Here is a 26,025-nt window from a genome sequence, read left to right as displayed (position 1 = left end):
GGACTTTTCCCATCCAGATAGGGGCTTTTAACGCCCGTTAGCCCCAACATGGTCACAGAACTGACATCTGTCCTGCCTAACCTGCACTCCCAGGACGGCCCCGCAGAGACCGCATTTATCCAGGGAGAACCACCATGTCCGTGCAACACGCCCCGATCCGGAGCCCCGGGCTCCGCCTCAGCGCACTGGCGCTGGCCATTACCGCAAGCGCCTCACTGCAGGCGCAGCAAGCACAGCCCGAAGTGGTCGACGTGATCGGCCAGGCCGCACAACTCGAGCAGGCGCTGGATGATCAGCGCCGCGCCAACACCATCAAGAGCGTGGTGCACGCCGATGCCATCGGTCAGTTGCCGGACGACAACGCCGCCGAGGCCCTGCAGCGCATTCCCGGCCTGTCGGTCGAGCGCGACCAGGGCGAAGGCCGCTTTGTGCGGGTCCGCGGACTGGGCTCGGATCTGAACAGCGTGACCATCAACGGTACCCTGGTGCCGGCCCCCGAGGATGACCGCCGGGCGGTGGCCATGGACGTACTGCCCAGCGAACTGGTGCAGTCGCTGTCAGTGGTCAAGACCCTGACCCCGGACATGGACGCCAACTCCCTGGGCGGCACCATCGAGGTGGAAAGCCTGTCGGCCTTCGACCATGACGGCCTGTTCTACAGCCTCAGCGCCGAAGGCAGCCACGACGAGAATACCGGCAAGGAAAGCCCCAAGCTGTCCGGTGCTTTCAGCAACCGCTTCAGCATCGGCGACGGCGTGGACAACTTCGGCATCGCCACCGCCTTCAGCTGGCAGGAACGCAAGTTCGGCTCGGACAACGTCGAGACCGGCGGTGCCTGGGATTTCGATGACGACAACCGGCTGGAGGAAGTGGAGCAGCGCCGCTACGACATCACCCGGGAGCGTACCGGCCTGGGTCTGAACCTGGACTACCGTCCGGACGAACACAGCGAGGTCTGGTTCCGCAGTCTGTACAGCCGCTACAAGGATGATGAGATCCGTCAGGCCCTGGTGACCGAGTTCGCCGACCCGCAACTGCCCGGTGAGCTGGGCGATGCCGAGGCGGTGCGTGAACTCAAGGCCCGGGAAGAAACCCAGAAGGTCATGAGCTTCGTGTTCGGTGGCAAGCGCCAGCTCGACGACTGGAGCATCAGCGCCCAGGCCGGTTACAGCAAGGCCGGTGAGGACAGCCCCGGCGGCATCGGCAACGCCGCCTTCGAGTCCGACGACGACTTCACCGACGTCGGTTACGGCAGCACCCGCAAGCCGCGCATCCGCGCCGACCAGGCCCTATACGACGCCAACAACTTCAGCCTGACCGAGGTCGAGTGGGAAAAGCAGGACACCACCGATACCGAGAAGAACATCAAGCTCGACCTGACCCGCGACTTCCAGTTCAGCGGTCTGCCCTCGCAGCTGGCCTTCGGCGGCAAGCTCAGCCGCCGGGAGAAGGACAACGATCTGGACGTCTGGGTCTACGAGGACTTCGACGAGCTGGGCTTTACCGATCAGCAACTGAACCTGTCGCAGTTCAGCCGGGGCACCACCGACTACGGTCTGAGCCGCTTCGGCCCGCGCATTTCCGACAGCGCGGTGAAGAACCTGATCAGCGGTCTGGATCGGGCGGACTTCTACGATGAGGAGGAGTCGCGCATCAACGACTTCACCATCGAAGAGAACATCAACGCCGCCTATGTGATGAACACCCTGGACATCGACGACCTGCGCATCATCGCCGGTCTGCGCTACGAGAGCACCCGTCTCAAGGCCCGGGGCACCGGTCTGGATCAGGGCGATTTCGTGACCAACAACACCAGCGAGAAATACGACCACTGGCTGCCCGGCCTGCACACCATCTACCAGCTCAACGACAGCACCCAGATCCGCGCCGCCTGGACCAACAGCGTGGTGCGTCCAACCTTCGGCCAGCTGTTCCCCGGTTTCGTGCTGGATGACGACGAGGCGGAGTTCGGCAACCCCAACCTCAAACCCATGGAGTCGAGCAACTTCGACCTGGGTATCGAGCACTACATGGGCCGTGCCGGTGCGGTGTCCGCCTTCCTGTTCTACAAGGACATCGACCACTTCGTCTACACCGCCGACATCGCCGGTACCGGCGACTATGTGGGCTTCAGCGAGGCGATCACCTCGGTCAACGGCGACAGCGCCAAGGTCTACGGTCTGGAGCTGGCTTACTCGCAGAAGTTCAGCTGGCTGCCCGCCCCATGGAACGGCCTGCTGCTCAATGCCAACACCACCTTCACCAGCTCCGATGCGGATATCGAGCAGTTCGACCCGGATCTGGGTGCCATGCGTAGCCGCAGTATCCGCCTGCCCGGCCAGTCGGATGTCACCGGCAACCTGACCGTCGGCTGGGAGAACGACAAGCTCAGCCTGCGCCTGTCGACCAACTACAAGTCCAACTACCTGGATGAGGTCGGCGACGTGCTCGACTCACGCTACGACTACAAGGTGGACGACCAGCTGTTTGTCGACTTCAGCGCCAGCTACTTCCTGCGCGACAACCTGCAGCTGTTCTTCGAGGCGCAGAACCTGACCGACGAATCCTATTACGTCTACACCGGCAAGCGCCGCTACAACAGCCAGTACGAGGAATACGGCCCCAGCTACAAGCTCGGCCTGACCCTGACCCACTTCTGACCTGCTGCCCGGGCCGCCCCAGCGTGGCCCGGGCACTCTGTACACCTGACTTTACGGACGCACCATGCCCCACGGATTTCGCCTCACCCCACTGGCCGCCCTGGCCCTGACCGGCCTGCTGGCCGCCTGCTCCGCCGACCCCGGCCCGGATGCTGACAGCAGTCCCACCCCTCAAGCCAGCAGTGCAGTCGCCAGCACCCCGCAGCCACCACAGCTACAAGCCTGGACTCCGGCCAGCGCCAGCCGCGCCGAATCCTGGCTGCTGCTGGACCACGACCAGCGCCTGGCCGCCGACGCCGAAGGCATCTGGCTGCTGGATGCCGACGGCCAGCAGCAGGCCCGCCACCCCGGCAACTTCTACACCCTGGATGCCCGCCGCCACGGCGAGCGACTGCTGATCGCCAGCACCCACACCGCCAGCCAGCAACCGACCCTGTTAGTGGCCGATGCGGCCAACCTGCGGGTGCACCAGCAACTGGTACTGCCCGCCAGCGACTACCGCATCGAGAACCTGTGTCTGTATCAGGACGAGTCGGCCAACCTGCACCTGTTCATCATCGGTGAGGAAGGCATGGGCGACCAGTGGCTGGTGGCCAGCCCGGATGGCCTGCTGAACAACGCCGCCCATGTGCGCACCCTGCGCCTGCCGCCGGAAAGCGAACACTGCGCGGTGGATGACCAGCAGCACCTGCTGTACGTCAGCGAGGAAACTGTCGGCATCTGGGCCTACGGTGCCCACCCTGAGGCGGAACAGAGTCGCCAGCCGGTGGACATGGTCACGCCCTTTGGCCAGTTGCAGGAGATGGTCGCCGGGCTGGCGGTGGTTCCCGGTGGCCTGCTGGCACTGGACGCCGACGCCCGCCAGCTGCATGCCTATCAACTGACCGAAGACGGCTGGCACAGCCTGGCGCCGCAGCCGCTGTCCGGCATCATCGAGCCGGAACGCCTGACCGCCCGCAGCCATGACCAGCAGAGCCAACAAGCCCGGCAGATCGACCTGCTGCTGGTCGATGGCGATGACGGCAGTCTGTACCAGACCCGCCTCGACTGGTCGGCCAGCACCCGGCCTGCCGCGACCGGGATACCGGTCGTGCTGCCCAGCGTGCAGACCGATCCGATTCCCAGCCCTGGCGATGCCGCCGATGACCCGGCAATCTGGCTGCACCCGAGCGACCCTGCCCAGTCCCGGGTGCTGGGCACCGACAAGCGCAACGGCCTGGCGGTCTACGACCTGCAGGGCCGCCAGCTGCAATATCTGGCCAGCGGTCGGCCGAACAACGTCGATGTGCGCCACGGCTTCCAGCTCGGCGCGGCGCGGGTGGATCTGGCGGTGGCCAGCAACCGCGACCACAACAGTCTGCAGGTATTTGCCATCGACCCGGCCAGCGGCCAGCTCAGCGAACTGGGCCAGATCGCCACCGAACTGGATGAGATCTACGGTCTGTGCATGGCCCAGAGCAGCAACGGCGTCATCTATGCCATCGCCAACGACAAGGACGGGCGTTTTGTGCAATACCGCCTGGACGGCAGTCAGGGCGAACTGCGCGGCCAGTTGGTACGCGAGTTTGCCGTCGCCACCCAGCCCGAAGGCTGCGTGGTGGATGACCTGCGCCAGCGCCTGTTCATCGGCGAGGAAGGCGAAGCGGTCTGGGCACTGGCTGCCGCTGAGGATGCCTCCACCGAGATGACCCGGGTGATCAGCGTCGGCGGGGCGATCGAGGCCGATATCGAGGGGTTGGCCATCTATCAACATTCCGAGCAGCCCTTGCTGGTGATCTCCAGTCAGGGCAACGACAGCTATGTGCTGGTCGATGCCGAACCGCCCTATCAACTGCGCGGCAACTTCCGCATCGGCCTGAACAGTGCGCTGGGTATTGATGGCGTGTCGGAGACCGACGGACTGGAGGTCACCTCCGCCAATCTCGGCGGGCCGTGGGCCCAGGGCATGCTGATGGTGCAGGACGGCCGCAAGCGCCTGCCCGAAGGCAATCAGAACTACAAATACGTGCCCTGGCAGAGCATTGCCGACGCACTGCAACTGGATTGAGGAAACCACCATGTCCGACACCCCCAATATGTCCCCCTGGACGCTGATCGCCGAAGCCAGTCTGCTGGTCCAACTGGTCATGCTGATCCTGGTACTCGCCTCGCTGACCTCCTGGTTCCTGATCATCCAGCGCAGCAGCCTGATGGGCAGCGCCCGGCGCTCGCTGACACGCTTCGAGCGCAGCTTCTGGTCCGAGGACACCGACCTTGGTCAGATGTACCAGCAACAGCAGGCCGATAGCCCCGGCGTAGAGGGCATCTTCCACGCCGGGTACAGCGAGTTTGCCCACCTGCGCGAGCAGCAGAGTGAGCCGGAAGCGGTGATGGAAGGCGTGCAGCGGGCCATGCGCATCGCCATCGCCCAGGAAGAGGAGCGGCTGGAAAAGCATCTGCCGTTCCTCGCCACGGTCGGCTCGGTCAGCCCCTATATCGGCCTCTTTGGCACCGTGTGGGGCATCATGAACTCCTTTATCGGCCTGTCCCAGACCCAGCAGGCCACCCTGGCGGCGGTGGCCCCGGGCATTGCCGAGGCGCTGATCGCCACCGCCATCGGCCTGTTCGCGGCGATTCCGGCGGTGATCGCCTACAACCGCTTTGCCGCCCGCGCCGAGGGTCTGATCAACCGCTACTACAGCTTCGCCGAACAGTTCTCCGCGCTGCTGCACCGGCGTCTGCACAGCCGGACGGGGCAGTAAGCCATGCGCCCGCAACGCAGAAGGCTGCGGCCCAATTCGGAAATGAACGTGGTGCCCTATATCGACGTGATGCTGGTACTGCTGGTGATCTTCATGGTCACTGCGCCCATGCTCACCCAAGGTGTGCAGATCGAACTGCCCAAGGTCGCCAGCGAAGCCCTGGCCAATGACGATCCTCTCAATATTGTCACCTTGTCCATCGATGATCAGGGCAACTACCACTGGAATGAAGGCGACACGGTCAATACCGAGCAGTACAGCGACAGCAGCAGCTCACTGGAAGAGATGCGCCAGCGCATCTCTTCCCTGGTCGCCGCCCGGCCCGAGACCCAGGTGTTCATCCGTGCCGATCGCCACGCCGATTACGGACTGGTGATCGAAGGCATGGCCGCGCTGCAACAGGGCGGTATCACCCGGCTGGGCCTGATTACCGAGGCACCCTGACGCATGAACGATCTGATCACGACCAGCACCCGCCCACGTCCCTGCCAGCCGCGCAGCTGGCTGCTGCCAATGGTCGCCACCCTGGTCCTGCACACCGCTGCCGCCTGGGGCCTGTACGCCAGTTGGTCACCCGAGCCCCCGGCCGGTCACAGCCAGCCGGTGATGATCACCCAACTGGTCACCCTGCCCGCTCCTGCCCCCGAGCCAGAACCGGTGCCGCCACCGGCAGTGGAGCCGGTGGCCGTGGACCCCGAGCCCGCACCAGCGCAGATCGAGGAGCCGCAGATCGACCACGCCGCCATCGCCCGCAAGCGCCTGGAAGAACAGCAGCAGAAAGAACACAAGGAACGCGAAGCGCAGCAGCGGCTGGCCGAGCAGCGCAGGCAACAGGAGCAGGAACGGGAACGGGAACGGGAACGCCAGCAACAGCTGGCCCGGGAACAGCAGGAGCGCGAACGGGCCGAACAGCAGCGCCAGGCCGCCGAAGCCCAGGCCAGAGCCAATGCCGAAGCCGCCCGACGCGCCGCCGAAGCGGCGGCCATCGCCCAGTACCAGCCGATCAGCAAACAGCCGCCCAGCTACCCGAGACGCGCACTGGATCGCGGTCTGGAAGGCGACTGCACGGTAACCTACACGGTCACCCGGGACGGCCGGGTCAAGAATCCCCAGGTGGTCGAGGGTGCCTGTGACGATCCCCTGTTCGAACGCCCGTCACTGACCGCCGCCCGCAGCTTCCGCTACCAGCCACGGCTGATCGACGGCCAGCCGGTGGACGTGCCCGGCGTCCGCAACACCTTCCGCTACCGCATTCAATAAGGACCGCAGCATGAGACAGGAACACCACCATTACCACGCCGACCTCCAGGCGCTGGACGACCGCTGCCTCAACCCCAGCCAGGCCGCGGACCTGAACAGCATCATCCACCGCAGCCGCCGTCAGGTGCTCAAAGGCGGCCTGGCGCTGGCAGCCATCGGCCTGTTCGGCACCAGCCTGCTCGGCTGCCAGCGCAGCAGCGCCCCGGTGGCCAGTCCACTGCTGGGTTTCAGCGGAGTAGCGGCGCAGACCGCGGCCGACTTCGACCGGGTGCTGGTGGCCGAGGGTTACCGCGCCCAGCCGTTCTTCAGCTGGGGCGATGCGGTATTGGACAGTGCCCCGGTCTGGCTGGAGGACGCCTCCCAGGACTGGCAGGCGCAGCTGTTGCAGGCCGGTGACAACCATGACGGCATGCACTTCTTCCCTTTCGCGCAGGCACCCAATGACCATGGCCTGCTGGTGATCAACCACGAGTACATCAACCCGACCCTGCACACCGACGGCTTCTGCTATACCGACCTGGCCGATGGCCGCCGCCAGCGCCCCGTCGATCAGGTGCGCAAGGAGCAGGCTGCCCACGGGGTCAGCGTGCTGGAGATCCGCCGCAGTGCCGACGGCCAGTGGCAACGGGTGGCCGGCTCGCGCTACCACAGGCGCATCAGCGCCATGACGCCGATGGCCATCAGCGGCCCGTTGCGCGGCGATCGGCGCATGCGCACCGCCAGTGATCCGACCGGCACCCGGGTGCTGGGCACCCTGAACAACTGCTCCATGGGCGTCACCCCCTGGGGCACCTACCTGACCTGCGAAGAGAACTTCCACAACTACTTCGTCAACCGCAACGCCGCCGACCACGCCACCCGCCCGACCCACCAGCGCTACGGCATCGGCAACGGCCAGCGCAGCGCCTACTACGCCTGGGAATCGGTGGACGAGCGCTTCGACGCCACCCCGGATGACAACCAGCCCCACCAGGGCCATGTCAACGAGCCCCACCGCTTCGGCTGGGTGGTGGAAATCGACCCCTTCGACCCGGACAGCACGCCGATCAAACGCACTGCCATGGGCCGTCTCAGCCGGGAGTGTGCGGTGGTGTCGCTCGGCGAGGACGGGCGCATGGCCATCTACTCCGGCGACGACGCCCGGGGCGAGTATGTGTGGAAGTTCGTGCCCGACGGCCGCCACGACCCGGCCAACCCGGCCGCCAGCCGTCAGCTGCTGGACCACGGCACCCTGTACGCCGCCCGTTTCAACGAGGACGGCAGCGGCCAGTGGCTACCGCTGATATGGGGTGAACAGGGCCTGACCCCGGCCAACGGCTTTGCCGATCAGCAGGCGGTACTGCTCAATGCCCGGGGCGCCGCTGACCTGCTCGGTGCCACGCCCATGGATCGCCCGGAATGGGTCGCGGTGCACCCCGACAGCCGCGAGGTCTACATCACCCTGACCAACAACCGCGAACGCGGTGAACGCCTTCCGCTGCACCCGGCCAACCCCAGGGCCAACAATCAGCACGGGCATATAGTGCGCTGGCGCGAGGCCAACGCCGATCCGGCTGCCACTACCTTCGAGTGGGACGTGTTCCTGCTCGCCGGTGACCAGCCCGGAGCCCTGGATGCCGAGGGGCAGCCACTGCCGGATAACCTGATCGGCAATATCCGCGGCGATATCTTCTCCTCCCCGGACGGGCTGGCCTTCGATGGTGCCGGGCGGCTGTGGATCCAGACCGACTCTGACGAGGAGGCCGCACACACGGTCAATACCGGCTGTAACCAGTTGCTCTGCGCCGACCCGCAGAGCCGGGAAGTCCGCCGTTTTCTGGTCGGCCCAAGAGGCGCAGAAATCACCGGCATCACCTGGACTCCGGACTACCGCACCCTGTGGGTCAACATCCAGCACCCCAAACTCAGCTACCCCGCCAGCGACGGCCACAGCCGCCCCCGCTCCACCACGCTGGTCATCACCCATGAGGACGGCAGAGTGATCGGCAGCTGACAGCGCGGACGAGCTGGTGCTCGTACCCACTAGGCCCTGGAGTGCCGAGTTCCACCTCGGCAACCCGGGGTTATAACCAGCACACCCTGTCGAGCCAGATCTCGACACCCCCGGAACGTCGAAGATCACGGGCCGCGACCGGACTCGATGAGCGCCCCAAACCAGACACCAACCACCACCAGACCAAGGAACCACCATGAACCTGCGCACCCTGCTCCCCACCCTGCTGCTGGCCGCCAGCACCCTGACCCCGGCACTCACCCAAGCTGCCGACCCGGTACTGCGCTTTGCCATTCTCGGCGACGCCGAACCCAAGCCCAAAGCCGAATTCCCCGGCCTGGCCGCCGCCGTCGGCCACATCAACCACCTGACTGATACCCTGGATCTGGACTTTGTCATCGGCATCGGCGACATCGCCCACAAGGGCACCGAACTGCAATATCAGGCCGTCACCCCGGTGCTGCAACGCCTGACCCTGCCCTTCTATCCGATCATGGGCAACGAGGAACACGGCTCCACCGTCGAGCGCTACATGCACTACGCCCAACTGTGGAATCAGGACAAGGTCGAACTGGAAGGTCCCAGCTACGTGCTGGAATTCGAGAAACTGGCGCTGGTCATGGCCTCACCGGATGAGGGGAGGGACTTTCATGACGACGGCGTCGCCTGGGTCAAACAGCAGATCCAGCAGCTGCATCCCAAACCGGTACTGCTGGTCGTACATGGCGCCCCCGTCGGCACCTTCCCCGAGGGCGCCGACAAGGGCATCCACCACCCCGGCTTCGCCGAAATCAGCACCCAGCCCAACCTGGTGGCAATGATCAGCGGCGACCTGCACATGGACCTGAACCGCACCGAGCACTCGAAGCAGATCGACGGCGTACACCACCTGCACATCCCGGCACTGGAACGCACCAAGATTCCGGACGAAGACAACCATGTACCCATGTTCCGGGTACTGACGGTGCTGGATGATGATCAAGTGGTGGTGGATACCTATCAGGTGGGACTGGATGGGCCGCTGGAGCGGCATGATTACCGGTTCACGTTGGAGCGATAGGCACACCAGTCATGCGGTGTTATATCGGGAAATCAAACGATAGGTGATCGAAGACAGCCAGCACCTCGCATCGCGAGGTGCTGGCTGTTAGGCATGCCCTCTCAGCGTTACGCTGCCCACCGAACCACTGCCCCCCGCAGATACTCCCCAACCACCACCATCTGCTCGTCCCGGTAATGCATGACGATGGATTCAGGGCCGTAGCTCTGGTCGTCGTGGACCACCAATTCGACCAGGTCGCCCCACAGCAGAGCGGCCTGCAGTTCGGCGGCTTGGTCATTGATCCACAGTTCGCCCATCAGCTTCTGGTAACGCTGCTGCAGCTCGACCCGGTAGCGGGTGCCATCGGCGGCCTGCCATTCCCAGTTGCCCGCCACCTGCGCCGGTACTATCCACAGGTAGAGTGCATCACTCTTGAAGGCGATCTTGCGGTCGGCCTTCCAGTCGCCCATGTCGAAGGCGTGGGAGACGATGCGCGTGCCCGGGCGCAACTCGCTCAGCAGGCGAGGGCGCAGCTCCAGGTTGACGGTGTGCAGCAGGTACATGGTGACCACGGTGGCCGGGCTGAAGTCGACGTCGAACAGGTCATGCTGGATGAACGCAACCTGATGCTCCACGCCCATCTGTTGGGCATAGGTCTCGGCCAGCTTCACCCGACCGGAGTCGATTTCCACACCTATGGCCCGGGCACCGTGATCCAGCGCGGCAGCCACGGGGATGCGGCCATCGCCGGAGCCGAGGTCGTAGAGCACGTCGTTGGCGTCCACGTCGGCCAGTTGCAGCATGGCCTTGACCACGCTTTCGTGGGTCGGCACATAGGGCACATCGAGATGCATGCCCAGCTCGTCCCACTGGTCACTGATGGGTAGATCCTTGAACAATACAGCCTCCCGCTATCAATTCAGCCCATCAGCATGCCTGATTGGGGCGGGGAAGGCGATTTTTCCCGATGGGTGAATGGAGTGGAGCTGCAGGAGGCCCGACCTCGGGCCGAATGGGCTGGCCTGTTCGCGGCGAGGCACACCCCCCACACCACAAGGTTCAGCGGGCTATGATCAGTGGGTGACCCCGCTCCGGGTGGGGTTGGACCAGCACATCCACACCGAACACCTGGTGCAGCGGGTCGGGTTGCAGTACCTGGCCGGGGGTACCACTGGCCCGCACGCCGCCATTGCCGAGCAGCAGCAGTTGGTCGCAATAGCGGGCGGCAAGGTTCAGGTCGTGAAGGATGACCAGGACGCTGGCGCCGTGGTCGGCGAAGCGGCGCACGGCGTCCAGCACGCTGAGCTGGTGCAACGGGTCGAGCATCGAGGTCGGTTCGTCGAGCAGCAGTACCTGGCCATCGACCCCCGGCCACAGCTGCGCCAGCACCCGGGCCAGATGCACCCGCTGGCGTTCGCCGCCGGACAGTTGCAGGTAGCTGCGCCCGGCCAGGTGGCTGGCGTCCACCGCCTGCAGCACCTGCTCGACGATCTGCTGGTCCAGCGCCAGGCCGGTGTCATGGGGCATGCGGCCCATGCGCACCACCTGTTCGACGCTGAAGCCGAAGTTCAGGCTGGAACTCTGCGGCAGTACCGCCAGCAGCTGGGCACGCTGGCGGCCCGGCCAGCTGGCCAGCGGCCGGGCGTCAAGCAGCACCTCGCCGCTGCTTGCAGCCAGTTCGCCATTCAGCACGCCAAGCAGGCTGCTCTTGCCGGCACCGTTGGGGCCCAGCACCCCCAGCACCTGGCCCGGCTGCAGGGCCAGACTGACATCGCTCAGTACCCGTCGCCCGCCCCGGGTCACACTCACGCCCTGCGCCTGCAACATCAGCCACGACTCCGCATCAGCAGATAGATAAAGAAGGGGGCACCGATCAGTGCGGTGACGATGCCGATGGGCATTTCCGCCGGGGCCACCACCAGCCGGGCAAACAGGTCGGCCAGCAACAGCAGCGCGCCACCGGCCAGCGCCGAGGCGGGCAACAGCAGACGGTGATCCGGACCGACCAGCAGGCGCATCAGGTGCGGTACCACCAGCCCGACAAAGCCGATCAGCCCCGCGGCGGCCACCGCCGCGCCGACGCCCAGTGCGGTGCAGAGGATCAGCTCGCGCTTGATGCGCTCCACATCAAACCCCAGATGCCGAGCCTCGGGCTCACCCAGCAGCAGGGCGTTGAGCGCATCGGCCCGGCGCGGCAGCCACAGGGCCACGCCCACCGACACCACGACCAGCGGCCACAACCGTGAATAGCTGGCACCGTTCAGGCTGCCCAGGTTCCAGAAGGTCAGGGCGCGCAGGGTGGCGTCGTCGGCAATATAGGTGAACAGGCCAATGATGGCGCCGGACAGGGCGGTCAGCGCTACCCCGGCCAGCAGCATGGTGGCAACCTGGGTCTGGCCGTCCCGCCGCCCCAGTCGATAGACCAGCGCGGTCACCAGCAGCCCCCCGGCAAAGGCGGCGCCAGAAAGCACATAGGGTTCCAGCGCCAGCGGCAGGGTCAGCCAGCGCGACAGTCCGACAATCACCAGTGCTGCCCCCAGTGCCGCGCCGCTGGAGACGCCGATCAATCCGGGATCGGCCAACGGGTTACGGAACAGGCCCTGCATGGCTACCCCAGTCAGCGCCAGCACGGCACCGACCATCAGCCCCAGCAGCGTACGCGGCAGACGGACCTGGCTGACGATCAGCTCGGTCTGGGCCTGGGTTTCGGCCAGGTTGATGCCGATCGTCCCGAGCAGCGCCCGCAGGGTGTCGGCCAGCGGCAGGCTGACCGGCCCCAGCGCCAGTGACAGCCAGACCGCCAGCAACAGCAGGGCGATCAGCAGCGGATGCAGCAGTCGCCAGTTCAGCTCCGGATTCATTGGCTGATGTCCACTTGACGGGGCTGCAGTGCGGGATAGAAGGCGTGACTCAGCTGCCGCAGCACCCCCGGCAGACGCGGCCCCAGCCCACCAACCAGCAGGGTCGGATCGATGCTCAGCAGATGCCCCTCGCGCGCCGCCCGGCTGGCGGCCAGCGCGGGATTATGCGCCAGCAGCGCCTGTTGCCCTTCGGCACTGCGCAGTTGCCGGTCAGTCAGTACCAGCCAGTCCGCATCCAGTGCCAGCAGGGCTTCGCCGGACAGGTTCTTGTAACCTTCGTGTTCGGCCAGATTGCGCGCACCAGCCTGGCGCAGCAGCCAGTCGGCCAGGGTGTTGCGTCCTGCCACCAGCGGGTTGGTGCCGCCCTGCCCCAGCAGCAACAGCACGCCCGGGGGCTGCGCGCCCTGACGCGCCTGATCGACCTGCTGTTGCAGGTGGCTCAGTTGCTGGTGGAAATCCTCCAGCGCCAGCTGCGCCCGTTCCGGCTGGCCGAGCAGCTCGCCGAGACGCTGGAGGTTGGCATCCAGCACCTGCAGGTCACTGCGCGCCGACAGCTGCACGATACGGATACCGGCCCGCTCCAGCTGGGCCAACACCGGCGGCGGGCCCATTTCCTCGGTGCCCAGCAGCAGGTCCGGTGTCAGGGTCAGCACCCCTTCGGCGGACAGTTGTCGCTGATAGCCGACGCTGGGCAGACTGGTTACGGTCTGCGGATGCTGGCTGGTGGTGTCCACCCCGACCAGCCGCTCCTGCCCGCCGAGTTCGACTATCCATTCGGTGGTGGCACCGCCGGCGCTGATCCAGCGTTGTGGCAGTGACTCCGCCAGGCTGGTGCTATTGGCCAGCAGGCCGAGGCAGAGGGCGACGAGGGTTCGTTCAAGGCGCATCGGTAGGCTCCATCAACATGCGGACATCCACTATCTGCTGCTCCTGCAGCAGCAGGAGCAGCTCCAGAAAGGCGGTCAGCGGGGCTTGGCGGTCGACCGCCAGATCCAGCGCCGGACGCTCGGTTTGGCCCAGAGCCAGGGGCAGTTCATCCAGACTCAGCGGCCGATCATCCAGCCGCCAGTGGCCGGCTGCATCCAGCTCCAGCAATTGCCGCTGGGTGTCCACCGCTCCGGCACTGGCGCTGTCGTGTCGGTCCTGCGGCAGATCCAGTGGTCGTTGCAGCAGCGGTGTCTGGGCGGTGAGCAGAAAGAACACCAGCACAATGAAGATCACATCCAGCAGCGGGGTGAGATCCGGCAGCAGGCTGGCGTTGGCGGTATTGGGCGGGGGCAGGCGAATCATGCGCCGGCCCAGCGGGCGGTGGTGGCTGTGGCCGGGGTCAGCTCCAGCCCTTCCAGGGCCAGATGGCAGCGGTTGAGCAGGGCCTGCACCCCCTCCAGGTAGCGCTCGGACCACAGGGCAAAGCCCTGCCCGGCAGCCAGTGCCGGGATGGCGATCAGCAGTCCCCAGATGGTGGTATGCAGCGCCTGCCACAGGCCATCGGCGAGCAGCGCCGGAGTCACCGGCTGATCCACCGCAGCGATATCGGCGAACATCGCGACCATGCCCAGCACCGTGCCGAGCAGCCCGAGCATGGGTGCCAGCACACCGATCAGCTGCAGCAGCCGCAGGTAGCGGCACAGGCGCTGACGCTCCTCCAGCAGCCAGCATCCGAGCATGTCCTCGCGCTGAGCCGGGGCCAGTTGCCGGTGTTGCAGCAGCAGCCCCAGTGCCTGACTCCAGCCCCGGCGCCCGGAGCGCCACAGCCCCTCGCACTCCTGCGGATCACAGTCGCGGCAGGCGCTGAGCGCCGCCTGACGAACAGCCTGGCGCAACGGCGCCAGCGATAGGAATACCTGCAGCCGCTCGAGAATCAGCGCCGCGGCAATCAGCGAGCACAGCCCCAGCGGCCAGCCCACCGCCCCCATGGTTGCAAACCACTGCGGCATGAATCAGTCCTCCAGCGCCGGGGTGGCTTCCGCCAGACAGCGCCAGGCTTCCAGCTCCGGCTGACCCGGTTTGCGCGCACCGAACAGTTGCACAATCAACTCGCCGTCCGCGTCAAAGGCTTCCCAACTGGTGATCAGCCCATCACTGCTCGGCTTGCGTACCCGCCACAACTGGGCCACGGCGGACATCTTCAGGTGCAGGTTGAAATCCGCATCCAGCACATTGAACCAGTCACCGACCCAGCGCAGATCGTGCAGCGGGCCGGTGTGGATCTGGATGCAGTGGCGGTTGCCGACGAACACCATGATCGGCAGCTGCGTGGCGGCGGCCTCGGTCATCACCCCGGGCAATGCCTGGGTTGCCAGCGGCTCGGCCCATTGCTGGCCGACCAGCCGTAGCGCCTGCAGGCGACCAACCTTGTTGAGATTGAGCATGGCATGGAAGTGGTGCACGTCCTTGAGTTTGCTCCAGTCCTCGGCCAACGCAGCGGCATCCACCTCACTGTCGGGGCGCTCGGCTTCCCTGACCGGGGCCGGTTGCAGCTCCAGCTGCGGCGACTGGTGCGGTTCGGCAAAGCGCGACAGCAGTGCCGACCAGGCATCCAGATCACTGCCCTCGGTGAGGAACACCTTGTGCACCGCTACGCCCTGCTGGTCGAATACCTGCAGACTGCGCTGCAAGCCACGGGCGGTCTGCTGCTCCACCGCAAACACGCTGTGCCAGCCGGAGAGGAACAGCCGCAGGTCGATATCCGCGGACACCACCAACCCCATCCTGCCGCTGGCGCCGACCGTGGTTTCGCGGTACACACCCTTGCGCTCGTGCACACAGTGCTCGTTGCGGGTCAGCGCCATGATGCGGCCGAGGCTTTCCAGGGCGGACAGCAGCGGCGCCCAGTCCGGACGCAAGCGCAGGGTGTCGATGCCGAGACGACTGGCAATCAGCTCGGCCTCGCTCACCGCCAGCTGCTGCGCCACATCCCGGGCGCGCAGCCGGGGCTGCTGCTGCAGCAGTTGCTGCCAGGCGTTGAACAGGGGGGACGCAAGGGTGGCGCTATGGGTCTGCAAGGTCATGATGGGTTCCTCTTGTGGTCTGCTGCGTTCAGCGCCGCGTATGCAACGCGAAATCTATGGGAATCCGTACCCGGCTGGGCAACGCCCGACCGGCCTGTACTTCGGGTTGAAACTTCCACTGCGCCACCGCCTCCAGCGCGGCCCGATCCAGACTGGCAAAACCGGAGGACTGCATCAGCTTCACTTCCCGCTGACGCCCCTCGGCATCCAGCCGTACCTCCACCAGTACCTGGCCCTGCTGATTACGCCGCCGGGCCTGGGCCGGATACACCGGCGCCGCCGGTGGCTCACGAAAACGCGGCGCATGGCTGACTACTTCCACCGGTTCAGCGGGCAGCGGTTCCGGCACCGGACTGACCTCGGTTCTGACTGGTGAGGCAGTGACCGGCTGTACGACCGGCTGCGGCTTGCTGGGCAGTGGCGGACGCGGCTCGGACTTCACTGGCGGCGGCTCGGGCCTGCCGACCACCGGAGGCACTGTCGGCTTCGGTGGTGGCGCCACTTGCGGCTTCACTTCCGGTTCCGGTTCCGGTTCCGGTTCCGGCGGTGCCTCAGTCGGAGGTGCAGGCGGAGCCACTCTGACCAGTTGCGGCAAGGCCACGGCCTGGGCCAGCGCCGGAGGTCCGCTCAGACGCGGCGGCGTGCGCCAGTCCAGCCACTGCCCGGCGGCCAGATGCACCACCCCTGACAACAGCAGAAAGAGTCCAACACGCATCTCCGATGTCCAACACCGATAAATTTCGGCACTATTGATAATCATTTGCATTTGATTGTCAACCTCGTTTAGCATCCGGCCGACCAAAAAACCGCCCTTCCACAGGAGGCAATAATGAAAATTCGCCCGTCGCTTGCGCGCCATGGGTATCTGGCCTTGCTGATCACCCCCACCATGCTGCTGGCCCAGGAGCGGCCGCTAACCCAGTTCGACACCATCACGGTGACCGCCACCCGCTCCGAGCAGCGGCTGGACGAGGTGCCCAGCACGGTGACCGTGCATGACGAACAGCAGATCGATCAGCAGAACATCAACAACATCCGCGATCTGGTGCGCTACGAGCCGGGTGTGTCAGTAGGCGGCACCGGCAGCCGCTTCGGCCTGTCCGGATTCAGCATCCGCGGTATCGGCGGCAACCGGGTACTGACCCAGGTCGATGGGGTGGCCATCCCCGACGCCTTCAACTTCGGCCCCTTCCTCAGCGCCCAGCGCGACTGCGTCGATCCGGATACGCTGAAAAGCGTGGAGATCATCCGCGGCCCGGCCAGCTCGCTGTACGGCAGCGATGCGCTGGGCGGGGCAGTGAGCTTTGTTACCCGGGATGCGGGTGACTATCTGGATGAAGGGGACGATCAGGCCCTGCGCCTGAAAACCGGTTACGACGGCAGCGACGACAGCTGGCAGCGCAGCGCCACCCTGGCCGGCCGGCGCGGCAGCCTGGATGCTTTGCTGCACCTCAGCCGCCGGGACGGTCAGGCCACCGACACCTACGGCGGGCGCGGCGGCATCGGCGCTGCCCGGGAACAAGCCAACCCGCAGGACAAACAGCGCGAGAACCTGCTGTTCAAGCTGGGCTGGGATTACCGCGAGGGGGATCGGCTGCAACTGGCCTATGAGCGCTTCGAGGACGACATCCGCACCCGCATCCGCAGCGACGAAAGCCTGACCGCCACCACCCGCCGGCACGCGGCGGTGGACACCTCCGAGCGCGAACGCATCACCCTGAGCCACGACATGCGACTGCACAGCCCACTGGCCCAGCGCCTGCGCTGGCAGCTGAGTTATCAGGACAGCCAGATGCGCCAGATCACCGATCAGGATCGGTTTTCCGCCGGCAGCCTGCGCCAGCGTGAACGGGACTCGCGCTACGAAGAACAGGCCTGGGCCTTCAATACCCAGCTCGATACCCGCTTCACCACCGGCCGCCTGGATCATGACATGACCTATGGCGTGGACCTGCGCCGTCTGGAAAGCAGCGATCTGCGCAGCGGCTGGGAAATCTTTGCCGACACCGGCCTGCCGGTGCCCCCCAGCCCCTTCGGCGAAAGCTACCCGATCAGCGACTTCCCTGACCCGGTCACCGAGGAATACGCCCTGTTTGTCCAGGACAGCATGGAACTGGGCCGCTGGACGCTGCTCGCCGGGCTGCGCTACGACCATTACCGGCTCAAGCCCGAGATCACCCCCGAGTACCTCAACGGCAACCCGGTGGAACTCAACCCCGGCAAATTCAGCGACGGACAGCTGTCACCCAAGTTCGGCGTCACCTACCGGATCGACGACGCCCACAGCGTTTACGGCCAGTATGCAGCCGGATTCCGCGCGCCCAACGCCGTGGATATCTTCGGTGAATTCGTCAACGTCGCCAGCAACTACCAGACGCTGGCCAATACCAACCTCAAACCGGAAACCAGCGACAGCCTGGAAGTCGGTCTGCGCGGTCAATATGACAGCGGCAGCTTCGGCCTGGCGCTGTTCTACAACCGCTATGACGACTTCATCGAGCAGGTCACCCTGGCCAGTGACCCCACCGGCAACAACCGCCTGACCTTCCAGTACCAGAACCTGGATCGGGTCACCATCCGCGGCGCCGAACTGCGCGGCGAGCTGTTCCTCGATACGCTCGGCCTGCCCCAGGGCACCCATCTGCGCGGCAGCCTGGCCTACGCCCGGGGCAAGAATGAACAGAGCGGCCAAGCGCTGAACAGCATCGACCCACTCAAGGGCGTACTCGGGCTCGGCTACGACGCACCCAGCGGGCGCTACGGCAGTGAGCTGGTGTGGACGCTGGTGGATGGCAAGAGCCGCATCGATGACAGCACGCCCGGCCAGTTCCGGCCAGCCGGTCATGGCCTGCTGGATCTGCATGGCTACCTGCAGGTGACAGACAACCTGACCCTCAACGCCGGGCTGTTCAACCTGACCGACAAGCAACACTGGCACTGGACCGATGTGCGCGGTCTGACCGCAGATAACCCCGGCCTGGGGCGCTACAGTCAGCCGGGGCGGCACGCGGCGATGAATCTGGTCTGGGAACTATGATCCGCGTTGTACCGCTTCACTCCTGATCGCGTGCTTGCGCGAGGAACCGCTGCAGATGCGCGAGAAACACCTCAGGTTGATGGTGGTGCAGGTTGTGCCCGGCCTGCGCCACGACCACCACCCGGGCCTGGGCAAAATGTTCAAGACGGCCGTCCTTCTGCGGATTGGAGGCCCAGCTCTGCTCGCCGTACATCAGCAATACCGGGCATTCGATCGCCTGCCACAGGTCACTCGGCTCCACCGAGGCCACCTCGGCGGCACCGGCGGCGCGGATCAGGTGGTCGTACTTCCAGCGCCACTGACCATCATCGGTCTGGCGCATGCCGTGCGTGCACACATACTCGGCCAGCCCGCGACCCAACAGCGGGTCATGTTCCATCAGCCGCTGCACGGCCGCGGCAATACTCGGGTAGCTGCTTGCACCACGTTGATCCAGCACACGGGCTTTGTCCACCCATTCGCGCAGCTGCTCACGGCGCGATTTTTCATCCCGTCTGGCGCGTACCTTGGGTGAGAAACCCAGCCCCTCGATCACGCACAGCCTGCTGACCCGCTCGGGGAACAGCGCGGTGTAATGAATCGCCACGTTACCACCCAGTGAGTGGGCCACCAGAGCGACCTGGCACTCGCCCAGTTCGGCCACCAGTGCGGCAATGTCCGGCACCATATCGACAATCGTATAGGCACCCCCACCGCTCCATTCACTGTCACCATGGCCGCGCAGGTCCGGCACCACTACATGCCAGTCGGCCCGTAACTGCCGCGCCAGCTGATCCCACACCCGGGCATGCTCCAGCCCGCCATGGACGAGTATCAGCGTCGGCGCATCGGGGTTGCCCCAGTCCAGGTAATGCAGACGCAGCCCGCGGGAATGATAGAAACGACTTTGCGGCCCGGCCTCGGCAATCGTCGGCATGCGGTTCTCCTCAAAAGATAGCGCGAGTATAAGCACAACAGGCGCCGACTACAGCCAGCTGCTGCAATCAGTACCGGCGCTCAAGGAGCTGGGCGGCAACGGTATTGCCAGCCAGGCATCTGCGCTGGGCGGGCTGCTGGGCAAATCCAACCCGCTGGCCAAACAACCGGCCCAGGCCGCCAGCATCCAGAGCCTGACCGATGCTGCCGCACAATTCTCCAACCTGGGTATGGACGCGGGCATGATCAGCCAGTTCACCCCGGTGCTGCTGCAATTCATCGGCAATCAGGCCGTGGGCCAGCCGCTGCTGGGTACCCTGACCAGTCTGTGGAGTGGGCAGCCGGCCAGCTGAGCCAGCGGGCAGGCGACGGCTCAATAGCTGTAGCCTGCCCAAGCACCGAACAGATTACAGCATGACCAACGTCGGTCAGCTCATCTGGTGGAGAGGGAATAGTCGCCGCAGCTGCGTTACCAGATGCTCGTAATGGATCGGCTTGGGTAGAAAATCCACTGCGCCGCTTCGAAACAGATTGACCACATCGTCGCGGTCAGCGTGGCCGGAGGTGATGATTACCGGGATTCGCCCGGCCTTTTCATCCTTCTCAGCCAGAATCTGCAACAAGCGCAAGCCGCTCTGATCCGGCATCCGCAGATCCGAAATGATCAACTCCAGATCCGGATGGAGCTCCATGGCAGTGATCGCTTCGCTGATATTGCTCGCGCAAAAGCAGGTAAATCCCAGATCAGTTATCAGCTCCTGCAGTTCCATCAGGATGTCGTTATCATCATCAATCAAAAGAATCTTGTTCATTCAGGACTCGCTAACTGTTTTATATACTTCCTTGCAGGACCTGCAACAGTAGTCACGCTACAGGCGATGAATTGAGCTCCTCGCTGTCTTCGTCCGAGTCCGGGGCAGAGCGGGCCGGTAAAAATATGGAAAACCGCGCCCCGTGCGGCGTGTTCTCTGCCGTCAGTTCGCCGCGCATCTGGTTGATGATTCCATAACTTACGGACAAGCCCAGTCCTGTTCCCGCCCCGACCGGTTTGGTCGTGACAAAAGGCTCAAAAATTCGCTTGAGCATGCGCGGCTCTATACCATCTCCATTATCCTCTACTGAGATCAATATGCCGTTTTCCGCCGGGCGGCAGCCAACTTTGACAAGTGGCACACTACAATCGTTAGCGCTGCGGTGTTGTGCCGCATACTGGCCATTGAGAAGCAGATTGATCAACACCTGCTCCAGCCTGTCCGGGTGCCCTACGACCTGAGGTACTGGCTCCATATTCAACTCAAGACTGACACCATCCTTATCCATGCTTTCCTGAACCAACAAAACCGCCGCCTGCAGACTCTCACACGGATCGAAGCAGATACCTTTGACATCGGATGTCCGACCAAAAATACGCACGTGATCAACAATGCGTGAGGCTCGGGATACCTGATTTTCCACTCGTTCAAGCTTGAGTTTCAGGTACTCGGGCTCCAGTTCGCCCTTGTTCAGGCGCTTGAAGATGTTCGTCAGCGCCATGCGCATGACCGTCAACGGCTGGTTGATCTCATGGGCCATGCCGGTGGCCATCTCCCCAAGGGTGGCCATCTTGGCACTCTGGAACAGCTGATCCCGCGCCTCATAGAGCGCCGTGTCATCCCGCCCGACCGCTTGCACCTCAACCAACTGGCCTGTGCTGTCAAACAGGCCGCGCTCAGTCCACAGCCATTTCACCCGTTGGCCGTGCGATGTCTGAGGGCTGAATTCAACCGTTCTGACCGGATCTTCCGGGGTGAGCGTTGCAAGACGCTGGATGGTGGCTTGCTGATCCTCTTTGCTCAGGAACTCTGCGATATTGATGGGATGCAGAGCCAAATCCGGCTGGCCGAGAGACTTAAGCAGCATCTGGTTGGCGTAGGTCAGCGTCAGGTCAGGCAGGTAGCGGCAGATGATCGCCGGGGAGTCCTCTACCAGAACCCGATAGCGCTCCTCGCTTTCACGGATCCGCTCCTGCGCCTCGGTCGCGTCGGTCACATCCATCATCAGCCCCACGACCTCTACCGGCAGGCCTCTGCTGTCACGCAGCAGCTTGGATTCCTCCAGAATCCAGTGGTAGTCTCCCCGGCTGTCCCGCACCCGATAGCGACCGCTGCTGTAGCCGGTCTTGAGCAGAGTCAGCGTGCGCTCATGATAGAAGTCCCGATCCTCCATATGCACGAAAGAGGAAAAAGGTGTGCTCTGCAGATCCTGCAGCGTCCAGCCGAGCAATCGGACCAGACTGGCGCTGCAGAACTCGAAGCTCAGGCAGCCGTCCCTGTAATTCTGCACGAAGATGACGGCCGGTGCATTGTCCAGCAGCCCCTCCAGACGGGCGCGGGCCGCGGTGGTCTCTTCCTGCTGCTCTCGCAGATCGCTGATGTCCAGCGCGTAACCGACGATACGCGGCGTCGGCGAGCGGATCATCTCGCCCTTGAGCCGTAACCATCGGCCGCCTTCCACGGTACGCATCATCACCGTATCACTGAATGCAATGCCGTACTGCTCCGCCTCTTCCAGCCGCCTGACGACCAACTCGCGATCCAGTGGATCAAACACCGACAGGCCGTGCTCCAGGGACATACTGCCATCGGCACTCAGCTCCAGGGCCAGCCTTTGCGCCAGCGTCGGCGTCATCGACAGCCGCCGGGTTACCGTATTCAACTCCCACCAGCCGCTGTCGAGCAGTGCCTCCAGTACAGCGTTGCGCTGGAGCTTGCGCTGAACCTCAAGATACCGCAACCCGGAGCTCAAGGGTGCGGCAAACGGCATCAGCAGCTTGTGCCAGTCACCCTGGTTGAAGAACGGCACACGGCGCAGCATGTCTGCGCCGGATATGATCATCCAGACCCTTACACCATCATGCTCCGAATAGGGCACCAGCCAAGCTCGACGCCCCGTAGCAGCGCTTTGCCACTCACATGCGATGTGGCTGCTACTGCAAGCGAATGCTTCCTGCAGCTCCACGTCATCCCACCCGAGCGGCGTGTGTCCCGGCTGGGTGGACGCCGCATAGAGCTGCCACTGCTTCAGGCCGGGTATGAACAACCCCAGCCAGGGAACCTGGAAGCGCAGCCGAAGCCCCTCCAGCCAGTCCTCTGTCAGTCGGAGCATGTCTTCCAGGGGTGCCTGGCGCATACTGATAGCCTGATTGACAGAGAAATCCATCACCTCCCTGCGGCGTTCTTCGTAGCGCAGGGCCAGGGTGTGGGCGGTGACGTCCAGCAGCATGAGCGCCCACTCGCCGTCACCCTCAAGCAAGCCGGCCTGAAAATGCCACTGTTCGTCATTGCGCCCCTTGAAACTCAGCGAAAGCTGCTGTGGCCATTGGGCAGGCGAACCTTGCAAGCTCCCGAGGGGCTGCGCCAGATCCAGAACAAGGGCAGTCCCCAGGTGCTGGCGGTCAGGCAGGATGGCACCCAGGGCCGGGCTCAATTCCGTCACCAGTCCAGCAGCATCAAGTCGCATGTAATAGCCGCCGTCCTGCCGCCGGGACTCACCGCCTGCGCCGTCACTCCCCGCAGACGTTGCAGACTTGATGAAGCACCGCCAGAATCGCCGCAAATCACTCACTCCTGTCACTTGGCCAAAGAGGCAACATACAGATCATGTTAATGGACAGCCTGCATCGCCGACATTATGTATTTGAGATTAGTCAAAAAATGACTCAAGAGCGTCTTCAGGCTTAGCTGCTATCATGCGCGAGCCGACAATGGATGAGAAGCAATGAGCGGATTTATCGAAACGTCAGTTCTGCTGCTGTGGGGGTTGCTTTGCGCCCTGCAAGACGCACGCAGTCGTCGCATCAGCAACTGGCTGACCCTGGGCATGCTGGTCTGCGCAGCAGCGGTGCTGTGGTACGGCGGCTCCAGCCTGACCGGCGCTCGCGCCGCTGCGGCAGGGCTGGCGATGGGCCTGGGGCTGGCATTGACGCTGCCGGGCTATGTCAGCGGCCGCATGGGTGCCGCTGACGTCAAACTGATGGCTGCGCTGGGTCTGGCCAGCAGTCCCATGCATGTACTGCTGTGCTTTGCCTGCGCTGCTCTGGGCATGCTGCTGTGGGCGGCTATCGGCCCCCGGCTCTGGCCCCGCCTGGGCTCCGCTGTACATACCCGGCTGCGCATGCTCGACCCTGCCGACAAGCAGTCCCAGCCCTACGCCCCGTTTATATTCCCCGGTCTCCTGGCTGCCCTGATCATCCTGCTCTGAACTCAGCGCTCGAAGCTGCCGCCGTCATCCTCACCGAAGTATTCGGGGATCGGATGGCTGTAACTGTCGAGCAGGCGCTGCATGCTGCGCTCCCGCTCCGCCGGGGTGGCGCTCTGCACCTGCCGGGAGGCCGCGTTACCGTCGCGCTGCAACTGCAGCCACCTTTCCGTCTGCGTTCCGGGTTGGTCAGCCACCAAGGGTGCGCCTGCATCAGCTGCACTCAGCGTGGCGGCTCCCATCGCCAGCACCAGACCCGCCAGTATCCGCGTACTCATATTCATCTCGTCCTTCATTCGGGTAGACATTCCATGATCGCCTGGCGCAGAGAACCTTCCCCGGACGATCGGCACACAATGGGACGGCGCCCGGCAGAGGACCTCGATTGCACTTCGCGTTGCGCTGCGGCTGCCGCGGAAGCCGGTGCCTCCTCTACTGCCCAGGCCCGGGCGGCATCCGACAGGCGCATCGGTGCAGAAGTCCGCGCCGGTGCCTGCGCAGCGGGCTGAACGGCGGATAACGGGATGGGAGCAGGCTTGGCAACGGGCACGGGGTCGGGGTGGGCGCGCGGGCGCTGCCCAGCCGCTACCGGCGTGACTGGCGTGACTGGCGTGACTGGCGTGACCAGGGAGGCTACTGCTGCTGCCGTGCCCGCCGGCTCCGGCGTGACCAGCGGCGGCACAATGGCCGTTGGCGCAGCCAGCGCAGCTGTTTCAGGTGCATCCTGGCTGCGCATGGCCTGGGCACGCTGCTCGGCCTGCTTGAAGTCGGCACTGCTCAAGCCCCTGGCAGCAACCAGCTCCTGAGCGGCCTGCCACTGGCCCTGGTACACCAGCAGGGTGAGCATGTTCATTGCCGCACGCCGGGAGTGATCCCCCAGCTCCATGGCGGTCAACAGCTCGAACTGCGCCTCGGACAGGCGCCGCTGGTTCATGTACACCACGCCCAGATCGTTACGGATCGCCTCGCTGGCCGGTGACAGGCTGGCGGCGGTACGCAGGTAGCTCTGGGCTTGCGGATAGCTACCCCGGCTGGCCTCGATCTGCCCCAGCCCATGATTGGCATCGGCCGCCAGACAGCTGTTCAAAAGACCGTGGAACAGCATCTCCGCCTCACTGCCGTGGCCCAGTACGCGTAGCAGGCGGGCCTTGCTCAGGCGCACCTGAGGCACTTCGTTGGGCAACCGTTCGAGGTTGGCCAGCGCCGCGTGCCGGCGCCCGGCACTGGCCATTTCCTGCGACAGCCCCAGCACCAGCTCCTGATCAGCGGTCAGAGGCTCGCAGCTCCTGGGCATGTTGGTGTCACGCTGCACCAGCCATGGCGATTCGTTCGCCGAGTGAGTGGCGCATCCGACCAGAGTTCCGGCCAATAGCAGCACCGCTGTGGCTCGTCTCATCCCATATCCCCCAACGCCTGAATAATCGCTACGAAACCCGGCCCCGCCAATACGATCAACAGCGCCGGGAACAGAAACAGCATCATCACCACGGACATCTTTGCCGACATTTTTGACACCCGCTCCTGCAGGCTGGTCATGCGCCGGTCGTCCAGCAGCTCCTTCAATGACAGCAGCGAGGCCATCGCCCCACCGCCCTGGTAGATCAGTTGCACCAGAATGGCGAAGCAATCGGTCAGATCATCCACCTGCAGCAGGCTGGCCAGCTCGCGCAACTCCTCACCCAGTTCCAGCCCGGCATCGACCCGCGCCAGCAACAGCTTCAGCTCCCGGCTCAGCTCCGGAAGAATCTGCTGCCCCTCATTGCACAGCACACGCAGGGCCTGCTCGACCGTCATGCCGACATCAAACAGCATGCGCAGCATGGGGATCATCAATGAGACTTCCAGGGCCAGGCACTCCTGACGCTGGCGTACCTGGGCTGCCAGCACCCGCTTGGGAATCAGGTAGCCCACGCCGAAGGCGAAGAAAGGGGCCAGCCAGGGCAGGCTCGGTGGCTCCGCCATATTCATCTGCACCACCAGCACAACCAATACCAGCAACAATGGCAGACCGAGCTGGATACAGAAGAACAGTGTCCGCCGCTGGCTGCTGCGCCAACCCAGCTGATTCAGCAACACCAGAGTTTCCGGGTCCGACTTGCCCAGCCTGGCGGCACCACTGCGTTCACCCAGCTGCAGCAACGCCGAGCCGGAACGGCTGTTTTCACCCAGCCTGGCCATCATCCGCCGGGCGGCCAGCTGTTCACGCAGGGCGCTGTACAACAGCAGCCCACCGGCCATCAGCAACAGCAGCGCACTGAGCAGCAACAGG

General features: G+C 64.7%; 24 protein-coding genes. 10 read left to right on the top strand and 14 right to left on the bottom strand.

Going from position 1 to position 26,025, the window contains the following annotated elements; genetic code table 11:
- The first annotated feature begins 134 nt into the window (after nucleotides 1-134).
- From VF673_RS06875 to VF673_RS06845, 7 genes are all read left to right on the top strand, one after another.
- Nucleotides 135-2,660, top strand: a complete 2,526-nt coding sequence (locus tag VF673_RS06875) for a TonB-dependent receptor (protein WP_440291374.1) — start codon at nucleotides 135-137, stop codon at nucleotides 2,658-2,660.
- A 64-nt stretch (nucleotides 2,661-2,724) separates the two neighbouring features.
- A complete protein-coding gene (locus VF673_RS06870) occupies nucleotides 2,725-4,707 on the top strand; it encodes a phytase (RefSeq protein WP_440291373.1) in 1,983 nt (660 codons plus the stop codon).
- 10 nt (nucleotides 4,708-4,717) lie between these two features.
- Nucleotides 4,718-5,401 (top strand): protein TolQ, encoded by a 684-nt coding sequence (gene tolQ, locus VF673_RS06865; protein WP_440291372.1) that lies wholly within the window; start codon nucleotides 4,718-4,720, stop codon nucleotides 5,399-5,401.
- Between the two features lie 3 nt (nucleotides 5,402-5,404).
- Nucleotides 5,405-5,845: a protein TolR gene (tolR, locus tag VF673_RS06860; RefSeq protein ID WP_440291371.1), complete on the top strand. Its 441-nt coding sequence runs from the start codon at nucleotides 5,405-5,407 to the stop codon at nucleotides 5,843-5,845.
- 3 nt (nucleotides 5,846-5,848) lie between these two features.
- On the top strand, nucleotides 5,849-6,661 hold the full coding sequence (locus VF673_RS06855) for an energy transducer TonB (RefSeq protein ID WP_440291370.1): 813 nt from the start codon (nucleotides 5,849-5,851) through the stop codon (nucleotides 6,659-6,661).
- Nucleotides 6,662-6,671: 10 nt separating this feature from the next.
- On the top strand, nucleotides 6,672-8,654 hold the full coding sequence (locus VF673_RS06850) for a PhoX family protein (RefSeq protein WP_440291369.1): 1,983 nt from the start codon (nucleotides 6,672-6,674) through the stop codon (nucleotides 8,652-8,654).
- Nucleotides 8,655-8,850: 196 nt separating this feature from the next.
- Nucleotides 8,851-9,714: a metallophosphoesterase family protein gene (locus VF673_RS06845; protein WP_440291368.1), complete on the top strand. Its 864-nt coding sequence runs from the start codon at nucleotides 8,851-8,853 to the stop codon at nucleotides 9,712-9,714.
- Nucleotides 9,715-9,821: 107 nt separating this feature from the next.
- Here the strand turns inward: VF673_RS06845 and VF673_RS06840 are convergent, their stop codons facing one another.
- The 8 genes from VF673_RS06840 to VF673_RS06805 all read right to left on the bottom strand — a co-directional run bounded on the left by VF673_RS06840 (nucleotide 9,822) and on the right by VF673_RS06805 (nucleotide 16,283).
- Nucleotides 9,822-10,595, bottom strand: coding sequence for a class I SAM-dependent methyltransferase (locus VF673_RS06840; RefSeq protein WP_440291367.1), 774 nt, complete (start codon nucleotides 10,593-10,595; stop codon nucleotides 9,822-9,824).
- 160 nt (nucleotides 10,596-10,755) lie between these two features.
- Nucleotides 10,756-11,523 (bottom strand): heme ABC transporter ATP-binding protein, encoded by a 768-nt coding sequence (locus VF673_RS06835; protein WP_440291366.1) that lies wholly within the window; start codon nucleotides 11,521-11,523, stop codon nucleotides 10,756-10,758.
- The gene (locus tag VF673_RS06830; RefSeq protein WP_440291365.1) at nucleotides 11,523-12,557 is read right to left on the bottom strand and encodes a FecCD family ABC transporter permease; all 1,035 of its coding nucleotides are present in this window, start codon (nucleotides 12,555-12,557) and stop codon (nucleotides 11,523-11,525) included. Before VF673_RS06830 ends, VF673_RS06835 begins: the two co-directional genes overlap by 1 nt.
- The gene (locus VF673_RS06825) at nucleotides 12,554-13,444 is read right to left on the bottom strand and encodes a heme/hemin ABC transporter substrate-binding protein (protein ID WP_440291364.1); all 891 of its coding nucleotides are present in this window, start codon (nucleotides 13,442-13,444) and stop codon (nucleotides 12,554-12,556) included. Before VF673_RS06825 ends, VF673_RS06830 begins: the two co-directional genes overlap by 4 nt.
- On the bottom strand, nucleotides 13,434-13,847 hold the full coding sequence (locus tag VF673_RS06820; protein ID WP_440291363.1) for an ExbD/TolR family protein: 414 nt from the start codon (nucleotides 13,845-13,847) through the stop codon (nucleotides 13,434-13,436). Before VF673_RS06820 ends, VF673_RS06825 begins: the two co-directional genes overlap by 11 nt.
- Complete coding sequence (locus VF673_RS06815; protein ID WP_320331396.1) at nucleotides 13,844-14,494, bottom strand: MotA/TolQ/ExbB proton channel family protein; 651 nt, start codon at nucleotides 14,492-14,494, stop codon at nucleotides 13,844-13,846. The genes VF673_RS06820 and VF673_RS06815 overlap by 4 nt, the downstream gene beginning before the upstream one ends.
- A gap of 3 nt (nucleotides 14,495-14,497) precedes the next feature.
- Nucleotides 14,498-15,568 (bottom strand): hemin-degrading factor, encoded by a 1,071-nt coding sequence (locus VF673_RS06810; protein WP_440291362.1) that lies wholly within the window; start codon nucleotides 15,566-15,568, stop codon nucleotides 14,498-14,500.
- A 28-nt stretch (nucleotides 15,569-15,596) separates the two neighbouring features.
- Nucleotides 15,597-16,283 (bottom strand): energy transducer TonB, encoded by a 687-nt coding sequence (locus VF673_RS06805; RefSeq protein WP_320331398.1) that lies wholly within the window; start codon nucleotides 16,281-16,283, stop codon nucleotides 15,597-15,599.
- Between the two features lie 114 nt (nucleotides 16,284-16,397).
- Here VF673_RS06805 and VF673_RS06800 point away from each other — a divergent pair, with 114 nt between their 5' ends.
- Nucleotides 16,398-18,605, top strand: coding sequence for a TonB-dependent hemoglobin/transferrin/lactoferrin family receptor (locus VF673_RS06800; protein WP_440291361.1), 2,208 nt, complete (start codon nucleotides 16,398-16,400; stop codon nucleotides 18,603-18,605).
- 16 nt (nucleotides 18,606-18,621) lie between these two features.
- Here VF673_RS06800 and VF673_RS06795 read toward each other — a convergent pair whose 3' ends face one another.
- Nucleotides 18,622-19,521 (bottom strand): alpha/beta fold hydrolase, encoded by a 900-nt coding sequence (locus VF673_RS06795; protein ID WP_440291360.1) that lies wholly within the window; start codon nucleotides 19,519-19,521, stop codon nucleotides 18,622-18,624.
- Here VF673_RS06795 and VF673_RS06790 point away from each other — a divergent pair.
- On the top strand, nucleotides 19,520-19,873 hold the full coding sequence (locus VF673_RS06790) for a DUF2780 domain-containing protein (RefSeq protein ID WP_440291359.1): 354 nt from the start codon (nucleotides 19,520-19,522) through the stop codon (nucleotides 19,871-19,873). The genes VF673_RS06795 and VF673_RS06790 overlap by 2 nt on opposite strands.
- Nucleotides 19,874-19,948: 75 nt before the next feature.
- Here the strand turns inward: VF673_RS06790 and VF673_RS06785 are convergent, their stop codons facing one another.
- Both VF673_RS06785 and VF673_RS06780 read right to left on the bottom strand, forming a co-directional pair.
- Nucleotides 19,949-20,332 (bottom strand): response regulator, encoded by a 384-nt coding sequence (locus VF673_RS06785; RefSeq protein WP_440291358.1) that lies wholly within the window; start codon nucleotides 20,330-20,332, stop codon nucleotides 19,949-19,951.
- 52 nt (nucleotides 20,333-20,384) lie between these two features.
- The gene (locus VF673_RS06780) at nucleotides 20,385-23,114 is read right to left on the bottom strand and encodes a PAS domain-containing sensor histidine kinase (RefSeq protein WP_440291357.1); all 2,730 of its coding nucleotides are present in this window, start codon (nucleotides 23,112-23,114) and stop codon (nucleotides 20,385-20,387) included.
- Between the two features lie 162 nt (nucleotides 23,115-23,276).
- Between VF673_RS06780 and VF673_RS06775 the strand changes: the two genes are divergently transcribed.
- On the top strand, nucleotides 23,277-23,759 hold the full coding sequence (locus VF673_RS06775; protein ID WP_440291356.1) for a prepilin peptidase: 483 nt from the start codon (nucleotides 23,277-23,279) through the stop codon (nucleotides 23,757-23,759).
- 2 nt (nucleotides 23,760-23,761) lie between these two features.
- Here the strand turns inward: VF673_RS06775 and VF673_RS06770 are convergent, their stop codons facing one another.
- From VF673_RS06770 to VF673_RS06760, 3 genes are read right to left on the bottom strand one after another with little or no spacing between them, the layout of a single operon-like run.
- Nucleotides 23,762-24,064 (bottom strand): DUF3613 domain-containing protein, encoded by a 303-nt coding sequence (locus VF673_RS06770; protein WP_440291355.1) that lies wholly within the window; start codon nucleotides 24,062-24,064, stop codon nucleotides 23,762-23,764.
- Nucleotides 24,049-25,152 (bottom strand): tetratricopeptide repeat protein, encoded by a 1,104-nt coding sequence (locus tag VF673_RS06765; protein WP_440291354.1) that lies wholly within the window; start codon nucleotides 25,150-25,152, stop codon nucleotides 24,049-24,051. Before VF673_RS06765 ends, VF673_RS06770 begins: the two co-directional genes overlap by 16 nt.
- On the bottom strand, nucleotides 25,149-26,024 hold the full coding sequence (locus tag VF673_RS06760) for a type II secretion system F family protein (RefSeq protein ID WP_440291395.1): 876 nt from the start codon (nucleotides 26,022-26,024) through the stop codon (nucleotides 25,149-25,151). Before VF673_RS06760 ends, VF673_RS06765 begins: the two co-directional genes overlap by 4 nt.
- Nucleotide 26,025 lies beyond the last annotated feature (1 nt).

This window comes from Halopseudomonas sp. Lyrl_26 (genome assembly GCF_051948695.1).
Lineage (GTDB): Bacteria > Pseudomonadota > Gammaproteobacteria > Pseudomonadales > Pseudomonadaceae > Halopseudomonas > Halopseudomonas formosensis.
This window is presented reverse-complemented; position numbering and strand designations above follow the sequence as displayed.